This window comes from Paraburkholderia fungorum (assembly GCF_046027215.1).
GTDB lineage: Bacteria > Pseudomonadota > Gammaproteobacteria > Burkholderiales > Burkholderiaceae > Paraburkholderia > Paraburkholderia fungorum_D.
In genome coordinates this window covers 2,816,104-2,833,964 of the sequence record NZ_JAQQEN010000002.1, presented here as the reverse complement: position 1 = coordinate 2,833,964, position 17,861 = coordinate 2,816,104, and the positions used below count along the sequence as shown (strand labels likewise).

The window sequence follows — 17,861 nt, the reverse complement described above, 5'->3', positions numbered from 1 at the left end:
ATTCGTCTGCCATGCAGATCAATCACCAGGCGCAGATGCCCGCCCTTGCCGTTCTCGTTCTCGCCCTCGTCCGTCAGATGCCGCTCACGATACCCAAAGCGCACCAGCAGTTCGTGGCGCAAATGCTCATAGCCGTGCTCGAACAGGAACAGCAGCAGAAAAGAAGGTGATGTAACGCCGTAAACGAAGCGCGGGCGATGAATGCGTCAACACACACCGCCCGCTGACCACCACCAACTCATATGAGGAGTTGATCAGGGCTGGATGCCAATCATAAAGCACACCCACCCGTCACCGAACGGTTCGTCACCATCCAGGAGCCCTGGCGCTACCAAAAGGAGGCTCGCATGCCCCTCCGTATGCGTAAGACGTCACCCCTTTTTCCGTGGATGAAGCTCTCCGGACGCTGGATCGAGACCGCCGACTTCGAGCCCGGACAGCGCGTGCGTATCACCGTCGAGCACCAGCGGCTTATTATTACGCCGCTTTAAAGCAGAAGGGCCGCAAGCGGCCCTTCTGCAATTCACAATCCCGCTACAGCTACTCTTCTTCCGGCGGGTCAAACCACAAATCAAAGTGCAACTCCATATCCAGCGATGCCAGTGCCGCCATCTGCTTCGGCTGAAGCGCAGGGCCACCGTTCCCCGACACTGACGACCAGAAGCAACTCACCCTATAAGAGCAACCTATTTCTTTGATTCGATTCATATCAACGTTTTGTCCTCTAAGAGCACCCAACAAAAAGTCGAGATGCTCCCCAAGGTCTACCGAATCAATGTCCCTTGTATTCAAAAACCATCCGAGAATTCCGTCTTTATCGCTCGTCCAAGTAGGCGATATTTTGATCTCATTCGCCATAGCATCCAGAGCCGCCACGTCCGGTGCATAGATACAGAGGGTCACGTAGGTCCGCGCGCAAGCTGTCATTTCTCATCCAATAAGTTAACGTGATCGCCCGCCTTTTCCGCTCTTGCCCCCCTTCCCCGCCGGACAACCTTCCGCCGTCCATTGGTCATACATATCTTCAAGCATGGGCTTGGTGAAATTCATCGCTCCAGGACGCTTCATCTTTTGCTTTTCATCATGCACCCAATCCTGGAAATTCCTATCGTCGTAGCCATACCATTGGTCGCCCTTATGTAGACCGTAGGGATCATTGAACTGCACCGGGTTCCCACCCACATAAGCATACGCATTCGTCTGCCCACTCGCCAAGCCTATGGGGTCTTCACTGATGAACCGTCCGGTCGCCGGACTGTAATACCGACTCCGATAGTAATACAGCCCCGTCCCATCGTTCTCCCGCCCGGTGTACTGTTGCGGATTCGGGTCTGCTGCTCCAGTTTGCGTCGTGGCACCATAGGATTCGAACCGGTACTGCGTCCGATTCTGCTGATTCGCATCCGTCAGCGCAATCACATTGTTGTTCGCATCGCGCAGGACATACCGGTCCTGACTCGCGTCATCCCCGATGCGCCGGAACGTCAGTTCATCCAGCCCGCTTTCCGGATACGGCGAGAACACGCGGATGCGCTGCGACCAGTCCCCGTCCGGCACCATGAAGTTCAATTCATCCCCGATCCAGACCGTCTGCATGCGGTGGCCGTTGACCGTGCGATCCCTGCGCCGGTTGAACATGTCGTAATTGAAACTTGCCGTCACGCCGCCGTTTATCTGGCTCAGCAGACCCTGTTCGTTCCAGCCGTACTGGTTCACGCCATCACTGGCCAGATTGCCGTTCAGGTCATACGACAACGTCTTGCCCGCCCAGCGGGTGAGCTGGTTCGCCGCGTTGTACTGCGCGTCGTTCACCGCCTGCGGCAGGTCCACTTTCGCAAGACTCCCGCCCGCCTTCGTGCGCCGCCCTGCCTGGTCGTAACCATACGTCAGGTCGCCCAGCACGCTGCCGTCAGCTCGTTTGTACGTGATGCTCGTCAACTGGCTAGCCGCATCCCACGTGTAGGTCGCCGTGATCCCGTTGGCGAGCGTCGCCTGGCTGCGCCGGCCTAATGCGTCGTACGCATAGCCGAACGTGCGCGGTGCCTCGTCGTTCACCTTGTACTGGATCTGTGTAACCCGGTGCTCCGCATCGCGGCTGTAGTTCACCGTCGCCCGGTCCATCTCGATGCCGGCTAGGTCGCGGGTGTCGGAGGCATAACGGTACGACCAAATGCCCTGCAGTATCGGCCAGTCAAGCGTGCGCGTGAGCTTGCCGGTGACGCTGTCGTAATAAAGGGTTGTGCTGGCGACGTGCTGATCCACATCAGCGCTGCCGCGTTGACTCGGACCGTTGTCGTCGATACCGGTCAGTTTGTCGAGCGTGTTGTTCCAGCCGTAGTGCCAGCTCCGGGTGGCCGGCGCGCCGGCAGCGGGCTGAAAATCGGTCTGCTGCGCGCGACCCGCCGCGTCGTAGGAATAGGTCGTCACCTGCCCCTTTCGGTCAGTCGCTGTCGCCAGTTGACCCGCGCCGTTCCACGTGTAGGTTTCGCTGCGGCCGAGTGGATCGGTCCTGCTCACGGGTCGGCCGATCGCGTTGTAAGCGTAACGGGTCGTCACGCCCTTCGGATCGGCTTGGCTGAGCAGGCGACCATTGCGGTCCCACGTGAAGCGGGTCACACCTCCCAGCGCATCCGTGACGTCAGCCGTACGGTCCAGCGCGTCGAGCGTGCGCTTCGTCTTATTACCCAACGGATCCTGCACTACCGTTACACGGCCAGCCGCGTCCGTTGTGTACTGGGTGATGCGATTCAGCGGATCGGTGACGCTGGTCAGATCCGCGCCGGCATAGCTGAACTTCGTCACGCCCTTGAGCGCGTCGGTCACCGTCAGCGGGCGGCCCTGGCCGTCGTTCGTGAACGTCGTGCGGTTGCCTACGCGGTCAGTGACCGTCAGCAGGTTGCCCTTCGGGTCGTATGTGTAGACGGTGCTGACGCCGCGCTGCGGGTCACCGGCCTGCGCTTCCGTCAGCAACTGGCTGTAGCTGTCGAAGGTGCGCGTGACCAGCGTGCCCGCCTGGTCCGCCTCGCTCGTGCGATTGCCGTTCGTGTCATAGCCGTAGGTGTACTGGCGATCGCCCGTCGTGAAGTTTGTCACGCGTCCGTTGCCGTCGTACGTGTAGGTCTGTACCTGCTGGATCGATTGGCCGGCCGGATACGTGTTGCGCACCACCCGCCCGTTCGCGTCGAACTCCACGCGCCGGATGCTGCCGCGCCGGTCCGTCACCTCGGTCTGCGTGACCTTGCCGTTGACGACCGTGTACGCGAATCCGAACGTGCTGCCATCCGCGAGCTTCTGGGCAACCATGCGGTCGTTGTCGTCGTAGGCATTGGCGACCTGAACGTTACCTTCCGGGTCCGTGACCGTCACCAGCCGTGATTTGCTATCCCAGCCGTATTTCCATACGCCTCCGCCGGCGTCCGAGACCTGCGTGAGCCGGTCCTGGCTGTCGTAGGTATAGCTGACCTGCCGGTTCAGCGAATCGCTCACGCGCGCGATGAGCGGCGTACCGCTCGCGCCCACAACCGACGTGAACGTCAGTGCACGGCCGTTCGGGCCGCTTACGCTGGTGATCGCTCCGGTTTTGCTGTCGCGCGCGATGACGAGCGCATTGCCGTTACGGTCCTCCACGCGAGTCAGCCGGTACACGCCACCGAACGACGTGAAGCGCTGCACCCGCCCATCGCGCAGGCTCAGCGTCATGCCGGTGCTGCCTGCGGCGTCGATTCGCGCGCGATAGTACTCACCGGGGCTCGTCAGATCGTCCCACCCCTTGCCGTTGGTGTTCGCGCGCGCCGTGAACGGCACGCGGATGCCGATTGCCTGACGCAGTTCGAAACGTTGCCGGTCGGAGCTCATGGCGAGGATCGTGTCGAACGTCAGTCCGCCGCCGACCCCGAATGCACCGACGAGAGGTTTCCCGATACGGTCATACGCGCCGCTCCGGTAGACCCGCGCCAGATTGAGCGGCGTCGTGTCGACGACCGCCAGATCGTGGGCGAAGAAATAGAACTGGCCGGTGTAAAGGTTCACCGGATCGGCTCCTGAGGTGCTATTGCCGCATCCAGCAGTCGCATCGGGCGAACAGTTCTCGCCGGGGTCGGGCATGCTCTCTTCGGGTGACGCGGGTTCGGTCGTGTCAGTGGTCCCCGGTCCACTGCAGTAGGCGAAAACCAAATTCAGGTCCTGGCACTGGTAGCCGCCTAAACCACCGAAATCGGCCCCGCTAGCGATGAACGGGCACATCGGATTAGTCGGGTAAGCGCCTGCGGCGGCGTAGCGGCTGTCGCAGTCGATGGCACGAGCGTGCGGCGCGACAAACCAGGACATCAGCAGGAAGAAAGACAGCACGAACGGGCGAAGCAGCGCGCGACGCGCCGCAAAGGCATCGATAAATCGCATAAAGGTCCGAAAGAAACTGGGAGAGGAATCGACCGCTTCGGGTCTAGCGCGCGCTGACCGGAGTCGCCACTGGCGAAGCAGACGGTTGGCTGGCAGCCAATGCCTGCAAGGAACCCGCGCCACTCACCGGCGCGGCCGAAGACAAGGCCCCCTGCCGACGGATTGCAGTGATATTGCCGGCCGCGTCGTAGTCGTAATAAGCGCTCGCACCCGCCACCGTCACTGAGGTGAGGCGGCCCAGCGCGTCGTATCCGTAGGCGACATCATCGGCATGGGCAGACGTCACAGGCATGAATAGGCAAACCACAGCGCAACAACTCGCTACGCGCCAGGCTAGCACCCGGTGACTCTCTCGGCAGGTCTCCGCACGGGAACGCAAGCCCCTAGATGGATCAAACATCGACATCCTCCAATCACATTTATAGGTTTACTAATTGATTGGACGATATTCAAAAGCGAATCGAATTTATAGAGGATCGTTCTCTAATTGAGTAGTAAATCTCTTACGCGGCGGCCGAACTTTGAGAGAACTATGCGCCAGCGCAAAATGAGCCCATCAAATACGCCGATCGCGCTGGTCAATGAACTCGTCGATGCGTTCATACCGTTCGCCCAAAAAAGCAAAGGGCGCACCACCCAGTGCGCCCTTCGCCTTCCTGCCATTGCGGTACTACATCAACCGCCCACCAAACCCATCACACGCCAAAACGCATCACGCCTCGAGCTGCTCCAGCACCTTGCCCTTGGTCTCGATGCCGAGAAAGTGCACCGCGATCGCGGCAAGGAATGGCACTGCCGCAAGAATGTAGAACGCCACTTCCAGGTTGCCGCCGATCATCGTCTTCGACACGATGGCCGGCGCGAAGATCGCCGCCACCTTCAGCCACGCGCCGCCCACACCGCAGCCCATCGCGCGGATACTCGTCGGATACAGTTCCGGCGTGTACACGTAAGCGGTGATGAAGCCGCAGGCGAGGAAGCCGAGCGAGAACGCGCAGCATGTCGCGACCACATAGACCGACGAGTTATGGAACACGCCGGCCAGCAGCAAGGACAGCGCGCACGCCACGAACGACAGGTTGATGATCGGCTTGCGTCCCACCTTGTCGACCAGCAGCGCGCAGGTCAACGACCCCACCACGCCGAGCACCGATGCCGCTACCGCGAGATTCAGCGCCAGTTGCAGCGGCGCGTGATAAACCGTGCGATAGATGGTCGGCAGCCACGTCGACAGACCGTATTGAATGAAGCCGCAGGTGATCCACAGCATGGCCACGGCCATCGTGCGCTTCAGATACGCCGGGCCGAACAGGTCGCCCATGCGGCGCTTCGGGTGACGATTGGCCATCGCTTCGAACTCGGCCGAATTCACCACCGGCGGAAGCGGACCCTTCGCGGCACGTTCGAATGCATGCACGGCGGCGTCGGCATCGGCCATCCGTTCACGCTCGGCGAGCCAGCGCGGCGATTCCGGCACCAGCTTGCGCAGTACGAAGAACAGGATCAACGGCATGCCGCCGATGAAGTACATGGTTTGCCAGCCGAAGCGCGGCACGATCCACGCGCCCAGTGCGTTCGATGCCAGCAGGCCGACCGGGAAAACGATTTCATACAGAAGCACGAAACGGCCACGGCCATGCGCGCGGCTGATCTCGTTGATATACGTTGCCGCCACCGGCAGTTCACCGCCGAGCCCCAGTCCCTGAATCACCCGCAAGACGACGAACGCGGCGAACGTCGGCGCGAAGCCGCAGGCAATACTGGTGATGCCGATGATGCCCGAGCTCAAGGCAATCGCTCTCACGCGGCCCTTGCGTTCCGCGTACCACGGAAACACGAAGGCGCCGATCAACTGGCCGACCGAGCCGGAACCGATCAGGAAGCCGATTTCCCACGGCGTCAGATGCCACTTCGCAATCAGGATCGGCAGCGTAGCCGCGATGGCGATCACGTCGAAGCCGTCGAAGAACGTCGCGAGACCGATCAGGATACGCGCGCGCACCTGCAGCGCGTTCTTCGGCAGGCGCTCGAGACGCGCGATGATCGAGCCCCGGGTCACAGGGCCTGAGACACCGGCGCTGCTGCGGTCCCCCATGGTGTTGTCGATGGTTCTCATGCCGTTGAGCCGTCCGTAATGTAGTTAGGCAAGCGCCGTGCTGGCGTCGGTCAGGGTGGCAAGGTCAATGGTCCGGCCTTGGTTCATCCATTTGCGGGACATTTTCAGTTCGCGTGGCGTGTTAATCGCGATCACGCCGCGAATCGTGCTGTCTTCCAGATAGAAGAGCGTCGCGCGTTTGCCCGGCAGGTCGCCGCGTACGGCGAGCCGCGCGTCGCCCGGAATGTCGCCGAGGATTTGCAGATTGACGTCGTACTGATCGGACCAGAACCACGGAATATCCGCGTACGGTTCAAAGGTTCCGAGCAGCGCTTTCCCCACGGAGATCGCCTGGTTCTGCGCATTGGCCCACGATTCGAGCCGCACGCGCCGCTTCAACCACGCGCTCGGATGATTCGCCACGTCGCCGCACGCGAAAATGCGCGGGTCGTCGGTTGCGCCGAAATGATCGACCACGATGCCGTCGTCGATCCTGATGCCCGCCGCTTCAGCCAACCCCGTATGCGGTGTCAGGCCAATGCCGGCGACGGCGAAGTCGGCGTCCAGCGTCGAGCCGTCTGCGAAAGTGGCACGGATGCGGTCGGCGTCGTGCGGATGATCGTCGAGCGAGACGAGCGCCGCTTTCAGCCGCACATCCACGCCGTTCGCGCGATGCAGTTGCAGCAGGAAGTCCGATACCATCGGCGGCAGCGAACGGGCGCACAAACGCGGCGCGCCTTCCACCACCGTTGCGCCGATGCCGAGCTTGCGCGCGGTCGCCGCGACTTCCAGACCGATCCAGCCACCGCCGACCACCAGCACGCGCTTGCTGGCGCGCAGCCGTTCACCGAGCGCGACCGCTTCGTCGAGCGTGCGTAGATAGGTCACGTGCGAGGTCTTCACCAGCGCATCCGGCAAACGGCGCGCCGCGCCGCCCGTCGCGATCACGAGACGGTCGTAGTGCACTTCGCGCCCCGACTGCGTGCGCACGATGCGTTGCTCACGGTCGATCGAGGTCGCGCAATCCGGTTGCCATGCCTCGACGTTCAGCGCGGCGAAATCGTCCGGCTTGACCAGCCGCACGGTTTCGATATCCGCTTCGCCGGCCAGCACGGCCTTCGACAGCGGCGGACGCTCGTACGGCAGATGGATTTCGTCGGCGATCATCACGAGGCGGCCGTCAAAGCCTTCCTTGCGCAATGTCTTCACGACCCAACCGGCTGCCTGGCCGCCACCGATCACAACGATCGTGCGCGGCGCTTCGAGTCCGGCATGGGCAGCCTCAGCCTTTGCAGCAGCAGCGTCAGTCATTTTTCCGCTCCGTCATGAATTTGCCTTCCGGCGCCTTCGCGTTTTTCTGCCGACGCGTATTGCCGTCGATGCCGCCGTCGATTGCCCATTCGGCGAATACGGTCAGACCCGGTTCGAAATCGCGCGGCTGCCATTCGGGCGTGAGCTGGTCTTCGTCGGCGTAGTACTCGATCAGGCCGCCGGCGGGATTCTGGAAGTACCAGAAGTACGCCGATGAAACCGGATGACGCCCTGGGCCGAGTTGCGTATCCCAGCCGCAGCGGCTGATGTGCATGCCGCCGCCGAATACTTCGTGGATATCGCGCACGGTGAATGCCACGTGATTCAGGCCGCGCTTGCCGCCCGGCAAGGCCAGCAAAAAGATGTCGTGGTGGCCGCCGTGCGGCGCGCAACGCATGAACGCGCCACGCCCCGGATAGCGGTCCGACATTTCGAAGCCGAGCAGTTCCTGGTAGAACTTTTCCTGTTCCGCGAGGCAGTTCGTAAAGAACACCACGTGGCCCACCTCAACCGGCTCGGCGCGTTCGTAAATCGGCGACGGCTGGTCGACGCGCAGCGTCTGGCCCCATACGTTCGAAGGCGAACCGTGCACATCGAGCTGGCGCTTGCGGGTCACTTCCACGCGAATCGCCATGCCGTTCGGGTCGATGCAGCCGACCGCGTCAGCGGTTTCGAAATGGCCCGGCTGACCGGCGAAGCGGCCGCGCAGTTCATCGAGTTCGGCTTTCGTTGCCACGCCCCAGGTCACTTCGCGCAGCGTCGGGCCTTCTTCGAAAGCCGGCGGCAACGACGGATCGTTTGCATCGACCGCGAGAATCGTGCAGCCGTTCAGCGTTTCAAAGCGTGCGTGCGTTTCGTCGTGCGCGGTCTCTTTCAAGCCCCAGTCCGCGAAAAAGCGGCGACAGGTGGCGAGATCCGTCACGCCGTAAATAATCTGTTCAATGCCGAGAATCGTCATACGTGCCTCTTGCGTATCTTGCGTATTAATTCGCCCACGCCAGCGGCGCGTCGTTCAAGCCCCAGTAGAGGCTCTTCTGCTGCATGTATTCGCGGATGCCGAGACGGCCCTTCTCGCGTCCCATGCCGCTCTCTTTCCAGCCGCTGAACGGCGTCGAGATCGAGAACAGCTTGTAGGTGTTGATCCAGACAGTGCCGGCTTCGAGTGCGCGGGCGATCCGGTAGGCGCGTTTGTAGTCGCGCGTCCAGATGCCGGCGGCAAGGCCGAACACGCTATGGTTGGCTTCTTTCAGCAGCGCGGCTTCGTCGTCGAATGGCATCGCGACCAGCACCGGGCCGAAGATTTCTTCCTGGCAGATGCGTGCGTCGTTCGTCAAGCCTTCGAGAATCGTCGGCTGGAAATAGGTGCCTTGTTCGCGGCCGTCGCCGACCGGGCGTTCACCGCCACACAGCAAACGGCCACCCTCTTCGAGACCCAACGCGACATAGCGCTCGACGGTTTCGCGATGCGCCGCGGTAATCAGCGGACCCATCTGCGTTTGCTCGCGCGAGGGATCGCCGACGCGCAGCTTGCGCGCGCCTTCAGCGAGACGCTTCATGAACGTGTCGTAAATCGAGCGCTGCACGAACAGACGCGAACCGGCGATGCACGCTTCGCCCGACGAGCTGAAGATGCCGTACAGCACGCCGTTCACCGCGTGATCGAGGTCGGCGTCGTCGAATACGATGGTTGGCGACTTGCCGCCCAGTTCCAGCGACACCGGCATCAGCTTGTCCGCGGCGATGCGCGCAATGCCGCGGCCCACTTCGGTGCCGCCCGTGAACGACACTTTCTTCACCAGCGGATGACGCACCAGCACGTCGCCGATCACTGAGCCTTTGCCCGGCACTACGCTAATGATGCCCTTCGGCACACCGGCTTCTTCGCAGATGCGGGCCAGTGCAAGCGAAATCAAAGGCGTCACCTCGGCGGGTTTCAACACCACCGCGTTACCGCCTGCCAGTGCCGGAGCGAGCTTTTGTGCGTCCGATGCGATCGGCGAATTCCACGGCACGATCGCCGCGACCACGCCGATCGGCTCGTAGATGCTCATCGTCAGATAGTCGCCACGCGAGGGCGTGACTTCTTCGTCGAGCGTTTCCAGGCAGGCGGCAAAATAGCGGAACGTGTTGGCGGCGCTCGCCACCAGCACACGCGTTTCGCCGATCGGCTTGCCGTTGTCACGGCGTTGCAATTGCGCGAGCGCTTCGTGACGCGCCATGATCAGATCGGCGATGCGGTACAGGACCAGCGCGCGTTGATGCGGCTTGAGACCCGACCAATCGGCCTTGCGCCATGCGATATCCGCGGCTTCCACCGCTTCTCGGGCGTCGTCGGCGTTGGCCGTCGAGATTTCCATGTTGACCGACTGATCCGCCGGATACAGGCTTTTGTACGGGTTGCCACGCCCTTGCCGCCATTCGCCGCCGATGAAAATATCGCCGGTGGGCACGAGGCTGGTATCGAAGTGAGTCATGTCGGTCATTCCGGTTTGCTTCAGCTTAGGTCTTAAATCACGCAACGGGCCGCGCGATTACGCAGCGCACGCATCGCGCTATACGCGGTCAAGGCGGACGTCTTGGGGTTGTCCGGCAGCGGTTTGCCGCACATTTCCAGCGACATCTCGCCGAACGCGCCGCGCGCCACGATGCGGTGCACATTGCGCGTCACGTTTGGATCGGCGATCAGGCGCACCGTGGTCTGGTCGAGACCGAGACCGGCGAGCGCGATCGTCGCGGCAACATTGGCGTTCTTCGGATAGAGCCGCGCGGCTTCCCGTGCGCTACCTTCGAAGATCACCCGCTCTTCGCTCAGCGCGTGCAGATCGCAGACCTGCTCGGCTGGCGTACCGAGCCAGCCCGTGGGCGGCTTGCGGCCGGTGTACAGCACTTCATCGAGACCGCCGAGCTTGGCCGCCGCCAGCGCATCCACGCCGCCGATCGCGCCGGAGAGCAGCGTCAACGTCGCGTCGCCTTCATCGGCGGCGGCGGACAGCGCATCCAGCAGCAGCACGTCGGACAGCGCGCCAATCGAAGCAACGGCGCAATCCGTGCCCGCTTTCAGCAACGGCACCACGTGGTCGACCAGCGCGCTGTGCCCCGCGCATTCGAGCGCGAAGTGCGGCTTGCTGCTCAACGCCGACACCGAAGACACCACGTCGACCGAGCTGCCCACCACGTCACGCACCGAAGCCGCATAACGTTCCGGCACGATCACGTGCGACACGCGCACCGTCGGATCGGCGGCGACCGAGCGGTACACCGCCTGGCCGATCGCGCCGAAGCCGATCATGGCGACGTCGACGGGCGCGTGATGCCCCGCGTAGCCGGCTTCATACATGTTCCGGCTCCTTTTCCTTGACCGGCGGGCCCGCGAATGCGGTGGCGAACGAGCCGACCGACAGCATGTCCACCTCGACCAGCACCGGGCCGGTCTTCGCCATACCTTCGCGGATGATGTCTTCGGCCTGATCGAGCGACTTGATGCGGTAGTGCGTGAGCTTCAGGCTCTCGCAGAACTGCGCGAAGTCCGGCTGATGCAGATCGACGTAGCAACGGCGGCCGCCGTATTGCGCGTCCTGAATGTTGCGGATCACGCCGTAGCACTGGTCGTTCATCAGCACGATCATCACGTTGGCGTTTTCCTGCACAGCCGTCGCGAGTTCGCCGACGTTGACCATCAGCCCGCCGTCACCGACGAGGCACACGGTCTTCGCCGCGTTGCCGGCGAGTGCCGCGCCGATGCCCATCTGCATGCCCTGGCCGATGCCGCCGCCCAATGCGTGAACGCCTGCGCGCGGCGAGAAGATCTTCAGCAGGCGGTTGCCCCATGTGCTGTTCGAGATCGTCACGTCACGCACCCAGTTGTAATCGCGGCCCACGGCTTGTTGCAGGGCGTCGACGAGACGCTTGTACGGACCGAGGCCCTTGCCCACATCGGCGACGGCGCTTTCGCGTGCGGCGGCCAGATCCTGGGTGAACGTCGGATCCACCTTGAGGCGGCCTTCGAGCAGCGTCGCGAGTTCTTCCAGTACAGCCGATGCATCGCCGTGAATGAACATCTCGTTGCGGTAGCCGCGGTTATCGGCGAGCGCGTCGGCGTCGATGCGATACAGCGGTTGCGGCAGGCCGAGCTTGTACTTCAGCGTTTCATTGCCACGCAGACGCGAACCGACCACCAGCAACGCATCGCACGTCTTGTAGAAGCTTTCGACTGCGCTGTGCACGTTGAACGCGCCGAGCGTTGCCGGATGATCTTCCGGCAGCACGCCGCGACCCTGCACGCTGGTCACGACACCAAAGCCCAACGCCACCAGACGCTCGACCGCGGCACGCGCATGACGCGTGCCGCCGCCCAGCCACAGCAACGGGCGCTTTGCGTTCGCGAGTTGTTCGGCGAGTTGCGCGACGCGCTTGCTGCAATGCGTCAGCGTGGTGACGTGCGGCGCGGCCAGATCGGCTGGCCATTCCACTTCGGCAGCCTGAATGTCGATCGGAATTTCGACGCTAACCGGCCCGCTCGGCGCGGTTTGCGCGACGCGCACGGCTTCGCGGATCGTCGGCAGTGCGGTTTCGACCGAACGCACGCGGAACGCGGCCTTCGAGATCGACGACAGCATCGACAATTGATCCGGCGCTTCGTGGATATACGCGAGGTCCTGATCGAGGTATTCGGTTTCGATCTGGCCGGTCACGTGCAGCAGCGCGGTGCCTGCCGTCAGCGCTTCGACCATCGCGCCCGCCGCGTTACCCGCCGCGGTGCCCGTGCTCGTGAACGCCACGCCCAGGCCGCCCGACACGCGCGCCAGACCGTCGGCCATGTTGACGGCGCCGGCTTCGCCGCGCGCGCCGACGTAGCGGATCGTGCCGCGCTTGTGGATCGCGTCGAGGATCGGCATGTTGTGGATCGAGATCACGCCGAATGCGGTTTGTACGCCGCATTGCTCGAGGAAAGCGGCGATCAGTTCGCCAACGGTGGTTTTATCAGACATGTCGTGCAACGCCTCCAGAAACATCGATGTGACTGCCCGTCGTATAGGACGACAGCGTCGTAGCCAGGTAAAAGAGCGCTTGAGCGGCCTCTTCGGGGCGACCGAAGCGGCCTAGCGGAATGTGTTTCTTGCGCGCCAGTTCGGCGGTCCAGTCTTCCCAGCTCTGGCCCGGCTCGGCTTCTTTCTCGTAACGGCGGCGCCATTGACCCGATTCGACGATGCCGATCAGAATCGAATTCACGCGGATGCGCTGCGGCGCGAGTTCGACCGCAAGCGACTTGATCAGACTCAGCACGCCGGCACGCGCCGAAGAAGTCGCAACCATGTGCGGTTCCGGTTGCAGCGCCAGCAGCGAGTTCACGCAGACCACGGACGCAGTCTTGTCCGACCCGGCGGCATCGCGCAGCATCGGCAGGAATGCGCGGGTCGGACGGATGACGCTGAAATACTTCAGGTCGAGTTCTTCGCGCCAGGCGTCGTCGGTGGTGTCGGCGAAGGTCGACACGCGGCCCTGGCCGGCGTTGTTCACCAGCATGTCGGTGCGGCCGAAGCGCGTTTGCACCGCTTGCGCGAAGGCGTTCACATCGTCGGCATCGAGCACATCGCAGCGTCGCACCAGCAATGGCGCTTGCGGAAACTGCGCCTTCAGCGAGGCTTCGGCCTGTGCGAGACGCTCGGTATCGCGACCGCAGATCGCCACCGAGGCGCCCGCGCGCAGAAACAGGTCGGCAGTGGCGAGGCCGATGCCGGACGAACCGCCCGTCACCACCGCTACCTGCCCGGTCAAGTCGATTTGAATCATTTGAGCCCCAGTGCCTTCATGTACTTCGTGCCCGCGTTCGGGCTACCCTTCGGCCGATAGTTGAGCCGCTGCGAGAGTTCGTCGGCGGCACGTCGAACCTTATCGATCAGGCCGCTATCGAGCAGCGAGGCGTCGATCTCGTGACGCGGGATCGTTGTCGTGATCACGGCGACGATGCGTCCCGTGTCGTTACGCACCGGCGCGCTGACCACCGAGATGCCGCGCTCGAACGACGATTCGCTGACCGCGAAACCGCGCTTCGCGTCGTCGACAATCCGTTGGTACAGGTCTTCGAGCGTGGCTGGCGTCTGTTTGGTGAAGCGCTCCAGTTCCGGCTCGGGATAGAGCTTGCGCAAGTCGTCGAGCGTCATGTCGCCCATCAGCACCTGGCCGTGCGTGGTCGCGTAGGCCGGCAAACGCGTGCCGACATTCACCTTCACTGAACTGAAAATCGGCGCGTGGCTTTGCGCCTTGGCGACGAACACGACATCGCGTCCATCGCGAATCACGATGTGGCTGGTGAGGCCGGTTTCATCGCGCAGCGCTTCGATGATCGGCAAGCCGAGGTCGGTCAGCTCGAGCGAACTCAGGTATTCGAAACCGAGGCGCAAGACCGCGACGCCGAGGCGATAGTTGCGGTCCTTGTCGGCACGCTCGAGAAAGCCGAGCGATTCGAGCGTTTGCAGCAGACGGAATACCGTCGTGCGCGGAATCTTCAGGCGCCTGGACAATTCCGGTGCGCCGAGAACCGGCTCGCGTGGCGAGAACTCGGTGAGAATCCGCAGACCGCGTTCGAGACCCGGCACGCGATAGCTGGTATCGCTGCTGGTGTCGTCGCGGTCGTCGTCGCGGTCGTCGTCCGCGTCGCGCTCGGCGTTAATCGTGTCGGGCGTCATTCATTGGCTCCGTTGTCCGTCGCTGATGCGACAGAACGTGTCGATGATCGCGGTATACGCGCTGGGTGCTTCGATATAGCCGGCATGCCCTGCGCGCGGCACGACCTGCAATTGGGTGGCTGCAATCTGAGCGAGTCGCTCGCAGGCAGCCGGCAAGGTAATGGTGTCGTACGCACCGACGGCTACGTTGATACGGCCTTTGTAGCGCGCCAGATCCGCTGCGAGGTCGGCGTTGGCGAGCAGGTGCGTCGCTTGCGCATAGCCTTGCGGGATCACACGCGCCATGTTCCAGCGCACCCAGGCGCGGGCTTCTTCGCTCGCGTGCGCGGACAACATATTGGCACTGCGTGTTTCGGCGAGACCTTGCGGGCCGAGTTCGGCAAGCATCGCAAGGCGCTGGTCGCGTCTGGTTTCGCGCACGTCAGCCGACGCCGTGCCGTAGCCACCCGCTGGCGACAACAGCAGCAGACCCGCCACGCGCTGCGGATGCGCCGCTGCGAACGCGCCGGCGATGATCGCGCCGAGCGAATGCCCGAGCAGCACGCAGCGTTCGATGCCGAGCGCGTCGAGCCAATCTTTCAGCACGGCGGCGTAATCGCTCGCGACGGGCGAATCGGCTGCTACCGGCGTGGATGCGCCATACCCCGGCGCATCCCACGCCAGCACGCGGCGCGTCGTGCCAAGCACTTCGAGTTGCTGGACCCACGAAGCCGCGCCCGAACCGATGCCGTGCAACAGCACGAGCGGCAGCGCAGTGCCCTCAGCGCGATCCACCTCGCGGTAACTCACCGCGCGTTGCGATGTGAGCCAGATCTGCTGCGCCGGAAAGCGCGCAAGACGCGCTTCGAGCGTGGCATTCTGATCGGCGGCGGCGGACGGGACTGCGGACATGATTTCCTTCGCGAGTGTTTTCAAAGCAATGCCAGTGTTGAAAGCCTTAGCGCTTGAGCTTCGCCAGCGGCGAATCCGGCGGATACGTCGGCGTGATTGGCTTCGACGAACCGAGCATTACGCACATCAACGCGTCTTCTTCGCCGATGTTCACTTCCGTGCGATACACGCCCGGCGGCACCGAAATCAGATCGCGCTCGCCGAGCACGGCCTCCCACGTTTCGCCGTCTTTCTCGCAGATCACTTTCATCTTGCCGCGCAGCACGAAGAAGATTTCTTCGACGTCCATATGAATATGGCTCGGTCCGATGTTGCCGGCCGGAATCACCATCGTCGAAAACGTGAAGCCGCCAGCGGGCACCGTGTTCATATCTTTCGCCACACCCGTGCCGCCAGTGCCGACATAGCGCATTTGCGCGCGGCGATATTTCGGGTCGTGGTCGGCCTGAAACTTCAGCGCGTCCCAGTCGTAACGACGCGTTTCCAGACGCGCGACGCGGCTGTCCAACCATTGTGCAAAGCTCGCGTCCGTGGGCTGTTCCCAGGATTTGCGTTCGATATCGGCGTCCGCCATCTCTTTCTCCTTACGATTCGACAAGATCAATTCATCACAAAGCCGCCGTTGACCGGCAGCAACTGGCCAGTCACGAAGCGCGCGGCATCGGACAACAGAAACAGCACCGGCCCGGTCACGTCGTCGGGCACTTGTGCGCGCGTCAGCGCGCGGCCTTGCAGGTAGTACTCGTGACGCTCGGCGGGCACGTAGGCGGTTGCTTCGACTTCCGTGAGACCGGGAGCTATCGCGTTGACGGTCACGTTGTGCGCACCGAATTCGCGCGCCAGCGAGCGTGTCATCGAGATCACCGCGCCCTTGCTCGCGACATACGCAAGCAGTTTCGGCGCGCCCCACATCGCCGTGTCCGATGCGATGTTGACGATGCTGCCGCGGCCCGAGTCGCGCAGATAAGGCAGCGCCGCCGCGCTCATCAGCCAGGTGCCGCGCACATTGACGTTCATCACGGCGTCCCACGTATCGACAGACAACTCATCGGCAAACTTGCCGCCGGAGTTGGTGATCGCCGCGTTGTTGATCAGCGCGTCGAGGCCGCCGAGCTGCGTTGCGGCCTGCCCGGTGAACTGCTGGATGCTGGCGGGGTCGACGAGATCGAGCGGCAGATACGTGACCGCATGACCCTGCTCGACGAGAGACGCAGCAAGCGTGCGCCCTTCGTTGTGCAATACGTCGCCGAACACCACTTGCGCGCCTGCCTGCACCAATGAGCGGACGAAGGCCGCGCCGAGCCCACGCGCGCCGCCCGTTACGAGGACACGCCGGCCTTGAAGAGCCGCGAGCGCTTCGTTATGCATGGCTGTGACCTGCAGCGGCCGTTGCCGGCGTGGCGTTATCAGCCTGAGCGCGATACGCGTCCAGATCGGCGAAGTGCTGTTGCGCGCGCTGACGGAACATGCGGCGCACACGCGTCATGCCGACGTCGTGCTGATAGAGGAATTCGTGATCCCGCGCATTCGGCGCCATGCTTTCCAGCACGTAGCGGTCTTGCTCGAGCACCGCCCAATGCAGCGCTTCCAGGCGGTTGCGGTACAGGAAGCGCCATGCGTCGCGCTGCCAGCCCGACACCTTGCGAGTGCGCCAGAAGTAAACCTGGCAGTTGTCGCCGTCCACCGGCGTAGCAAAGCCAATGATCCCGAAGTTGCCGCCCGGACCGAACTTCTTCTTGTACGGAATCGCGAGCCGCATCCACAAGGTGCCGGTTTCGCCGAGCTCGACCCAGTCGAAGTTCACATCGCGCTGGCCGACCTTTTCGAACATCAGACCGGTTTCGGTCTTGCGTACGCGCATATCGGCCTGCTTGTCGCCTTCCGCCATCGAGTGGGACGTGGCGTGCAGGTACGCGCCGTGCATCGGGTCCATCACGTTGTCGATCGCGTACTGGTAGTTGCACTTCCAGTGCGACATGCACAGGAAGCTCGCGTATTCCTCGCCGACCAGTTCTTCCGGCAGCACGAGCGGAGTCGGTTCCTTGTGCGCTTCGTCGCCGAACCACAGGAAGATCGCGCCGGCGTGCTCTTCGACCGGATACGACTTCACGCACTTCTGCCCTTCGAGCGGACAGTTCGACACAGCCGGCACCTTGGTGACCGTGCCGCCGCCGTCGATCTCGATGCCGTGATACCAGCAGGCGACGCTACCGCCGAGATTCCAGCCGAGCGACAGACGCGCGCCGCGGTGCGGGCAGCGGTCTTCGAGCGCGCGGACTTTGCCTTCCTTGTCGCGCCACAGGACGATCTGGTCGCCCAGGCGCGTGATGCCGACCGGCGCGTCGCCGACTTGCCAGCTCGGTGCGACGGGATACCAGTAGTTGCGCAGGCCACGGTTCAGATAGGACTGGATCGGGTCGGCCGCGCCTTGAGTCGTTGTATTGGGGGACGTCATGGAGAGACTCCGGATACGAAAGCGA

The 17,861-nt window shown here is 63.1% G+C and carries 17 protein-coding genes; 2 read left to right on the top strand and 15 right to left on the bottom strand.

What is annotated here, in order from left to right:
• The first annotated feature begins 11 nt into the window (after positions 1 to 11).
• Complete coding sequence (locus PQR27_RS33070) at positions 12 to 170, top strand: hypothetical protein (RefSeq protein ID WP_408527757.1); 159 nt, start codon at positions 12 to 14, stop codon at positions 168 to 170.
• A 177-nt stretch (positions 171 to 347) separates the two neighbouring features.
• Positions 348 to 491: a SymE family type I addiction module toxin gene (locus PQR27_RS33065; protein ID WP_408527756.1), complete on the top strand. Its 144-nt coding sequence runs from the start codon at positions 348 to 350 to the stop codon at positions 489 to 491.
• Positions 492 to 540: 49 nt separating this feature from the next.
• Here the strand turns inward: PQR27_RS33065 and PQR27_RS33060 are convergent, their stop codons facing one another.
• The 15 genes from PQR27_RS33060 to PQR27_RS32990 form a co-directional block, all read right to left on the bottom strand.
• Entirely contained in the window at positions 541 to 903 is a 363-nt protein-coding gene (locus PQR27_RS33060; RefSeq protein WP_408527755.1) for a DUF4279 domain-containing protein, read from the bottom strand.
• A gap of 39 nt (positions 904 to 942) precedes the next feature.
• On the bottom strand, positions 943 to 4,398 hold the full coding sequence (locus PQR27_RS33055; protein ID WP_408527754.1) for an RHS repeat-associated core domain-containing protein: 3,456 nt from the start codon (positions 4,396 to 4,398) through the stop codon (positions 943 to 945).
• Between the two features lie 43 nt (positions 4,399 to 4,441).
• Positions 4,442 to 4,690, bottom strand: coding sequence for an RHS repeat domain-containing protein (locus PQR27_RS33050; protein WP_408527753.1), 249 nt, complete (start codon positions 4,688 to 4,690; stop codon positions 4,442 to 4,444).
• Between the two features lie 420 nt (positions 4,691 to 5,110).
• Positions 5,111 to 6,514 carry an MFS transporter gene (locus PQR27_RS33045; protein WP_408527752.1) on the bottom strand — a complete coding sequence of 468 codons (1,404 nt, stop codon included), beginning with the start codon at positions 6,512 to 6,514 and terminating at the stop codon, positions 5,111 to 5,113.
• Positions 6,515 to 6,538: 24 nt separating this feature from the next.
• Complete coding sequence (locus PQR27_RS33040; protein ID WP_408527751.1) at positions 6,539 to 7,804, bottom strand: NAD(P)/FAD-dependent oxidoreductase; 1,266 nt, start codon at positions 7,802 to 7,804, stop codon at positions 6,539 to 6,541.
• Positions 7,797 to 8,762 carry a VOC family protein gene (locus PQR27_RS33035; RefSeq protein WP_408527750.1) on the bottom strand — a complete coding sequence of 322 codons (966 nt, stop codon included), beginning with the start codon at positions 8,760 to 8,762 and terminating at the stop codon, positions 7,797 to 7,799. The genes PQR27_RS33040 and PQR27_RS33035 overlap by 8 nt, the downstream gene beginning before the upstream one ends.
• Before the next feature lie 25 nt (positions 8,763 to 8,787).
• Entirely contained in the window at positions 8,788 to 10,278 is a 1,491-nt protein-coding gene (locus PQR27_RS33030) for an aldehyde dehydrogenase (RefSeq protein ID WP_408528376.1), read from the bottom strand.
• 32 nt (positions 10,279 to 10,310) lie between these two features.
• Positions 10,311 to 11,141: an aspartate dehydrogenase gene (locus tag PQR27_RS33025; RefSeq protein ID WP_408527749.1), complete on the bottom strand. Its 831-nt coding sequence runs from the start codon at positions 11,139 to 11,141 to the stop codon at positions 10,311 to 10,313.
• Complete coding sequence (locus PQR27_RS33020; protein WP_408527748.1) at positions 11,134 to 12,792, bottom strand: thiamine pyrophosphate-binding protein; 1,659 nt, start codon at positions 12,790 to 12,792, stop codon at positions 11,134 to 11,136. The genes PQR27_RS33025 and PQR27_RS33020 overlap by 8 nt, the downstream gene beginning before the upstream one ends.
• Entirely contained in the window at positions 12,785 to 13,594 is an 810-nt protein-coding gene (locus PQR27_RS33015; protein ID WP_408527747.1) for an SDR family oxidoreductase, read from the bottom strand. The genes PQR27_RS33020 and PQR27_RS33015 overlap by 8 nt, the downstream gene beginning before the upstream one ends.
• Positions 13,591 to 14,490 carry an IclR family transcriptional regulator gene (locus PQR27_RS33010; protein ID WP_408527746.1) on the bottom strand — a complete coding sequence of 300 codons (900 nt, stop codon included), beginning with the start codon at positions 14,488 to 14,490 and terminating at the stop codon, positions 13,591 to 13,593. Before PQR27_RS33010 ends, PQR27_RS33015 begins: the two co-directional genes overlap by 4 nt.
• Positions 14,491 to 15,381: an alpha/beta fold hydrolase gene (locus PQR27_RS33005; protein WP_408527745.1), complete on the bottom strand. Its 891-nt coding sequence runs from the start codon at positions 15,379 to 15,381 to the stop codon at positions 14,491 to 14,493. It lies immediately after the preceding gene.
• A 46-nt stretch (positions 15,382 to 15,427) separates the two neighbouring features.
• The gene (locus PQR27_RS33000) at positions 15,428 to 15,955 is read right to left on the bottom strand and encodes a cupin domain-containing protein (protein WP_408527744.1); all 528 of its coding nucleotides are present in this window, start codon (positions 15,953 to 15,955) and stop codon (positions 15,428 to 15,430) included.
• A gap of 26 nt (positions 15,956 to 15,981) precedes the next feature.
• Positions 15,982 to 16,749: an SDR family oxidoreductase gene (locus tag PQR27_RS32995; RefSeq protein WP_408527743.1), complete on the bottom strand. Its 768-nt coding sequence runs from the start codon at positions 16,747 to 16,749 to the stop codon at positions 15,982 to 15,984.
• A complete protein-coding gene (locus PQR27_RS32990) occupies positions 16,742 to 17,836 on the bottom strand; it encodes an aromatic ring-hydroxylating dioxygenase subunit alpha (protein ID WP_408527742.1) in 1,095 nt (364 codons plus the stop codon). Before PQR27_RS32990 ends, PQR27_RS32995 begins: the two co-directional genes overlap by 8 nt.
• Between the last annotated feature and the right edge of the window lie 25 nt (positions 17,837 to 17,861).

What these genes read in the sequence shown, in the direction of transcription:
- PQR27_RS33070 (WP_408527757.1), top strand. Translation starts at nt 12, where the DNA reads ATGCAGATCAATCACCAGGCGCAGATGCCCGCCCTTGCCGTTCTCGTT.
- PQR27_RS33065 (WP_408527756.1), top strand. Translation starts at nt 348, where the DNA reads ATGCCCCTCCGTATGCGTAAGACGTCACCCCTTTTTCCGTGGATGAAG.
- PQR27_RS33055 (WP_408527754.1), bottom strand. Translation starts at nt 4,398, where the DNA reads ATGCGATTTATCGATGCCTTTGCGGCGCGTCGCGCGCTGCTTCGCCCG.
- PQR27_RS33050 (WP_408527753.1), bottom strand. Translation starts at nt 4,690, where the DNA reads ATGCCTGTGACGTCTGCCCATGCCGATGATGTCGCCTACGGATACGAC.
- PQR27_RS33045 (WP_408527752.1), bottom strand. Translation starts at nt 6,514, where the DNA reads ATGAGAACCATCGACAACACCATGGGGGACCGCAGCAGCGCCGGTGTC.
- PQR27_RS33040 (WP_408527751.1), bottom strand. Translation starts at nt 7,804, where the DNA reads ATGACTGACGCTGCTGCTGCAAAGGCTGAGGCTGCCCATGCCGGACTC.
- PQR27_RS33035 (WP_408527750.1), bottom strand. Translation starts at nt 8,762, where the DNA reads ATGACGATTCTCGGCATTGAACAGATTATTTACGGCGTGACGGATCTC.
- PQR27_RS33030 (WP_408528376.1), bottom strand. Translation starts at nt 10,278, where the DNA reads ATGACTCACTTCGATACCAGCCTCGTGCCCACCGGCGATATTTTCATC.
- PQR27_RS33025 (WP_408527749.1), bottom strand. Translation starts at nt 11,141, where the DNA reads ATGTATGAAGCCGGCTACGCGGGGCATCACGCGCCCGTCGACGTCGCC.
- PQR27_RS33020 (WP_408527748.1), bottom strand. Translation starts at nt 12,792, where the DNA reads ATGTCTGATAAAACCACCGTTGGCGAACTGATCGCCGCTTTCCTCGAG.
- PQR27_RS33015 (WP_408527747.1), bottom strand. Translation starts at nt 13,594, where the DNA reads ATGATTCAAATCGACTTGACCGGGCAGGTAGCGGTGGTGACGGGCGGT.
- PQR27_RS33010 (WP_408527746.1), bottom strand. Translation starts at nt 14,490, where the DNA reads ATGACGCCCGACACGATTAACGCCGAGCGCGACGCGGACGACGACCGC.
- PQR27_RS33005 (WP_408527745.1), bottom strand. Translation starts at nt 15,381, where the DNA reads ATGTCCGCAGTCCCGTCCGCCGCCGCCGATCAGAATGCCACGCTCGAA.
- PQR27_RS33000 (WP_408527744.1), bottom strand. Translation starts at nt 15,955, where the DNA reads ATGGCGGACGCCGATATCGAACGCAAATCCTGGGAACAGCCCACGGAC.
- PQR27_RS32995 (WP_408527743.1), bottom strand. Translation starts at nt 16,749, where the DNA reads ATGCATAACGAAGCGCTCGCGGCTCTTCAAGGCCGGCGTGTCCTCGTA.
- PQR27_RS32990 (WP_408527742.1), bottom strand. Translation starts at nt 17,836, where the DNA reads ATGACGTCCCCCAATACAACGACTCAAGGCGCGGCCGACCCGATCCAG.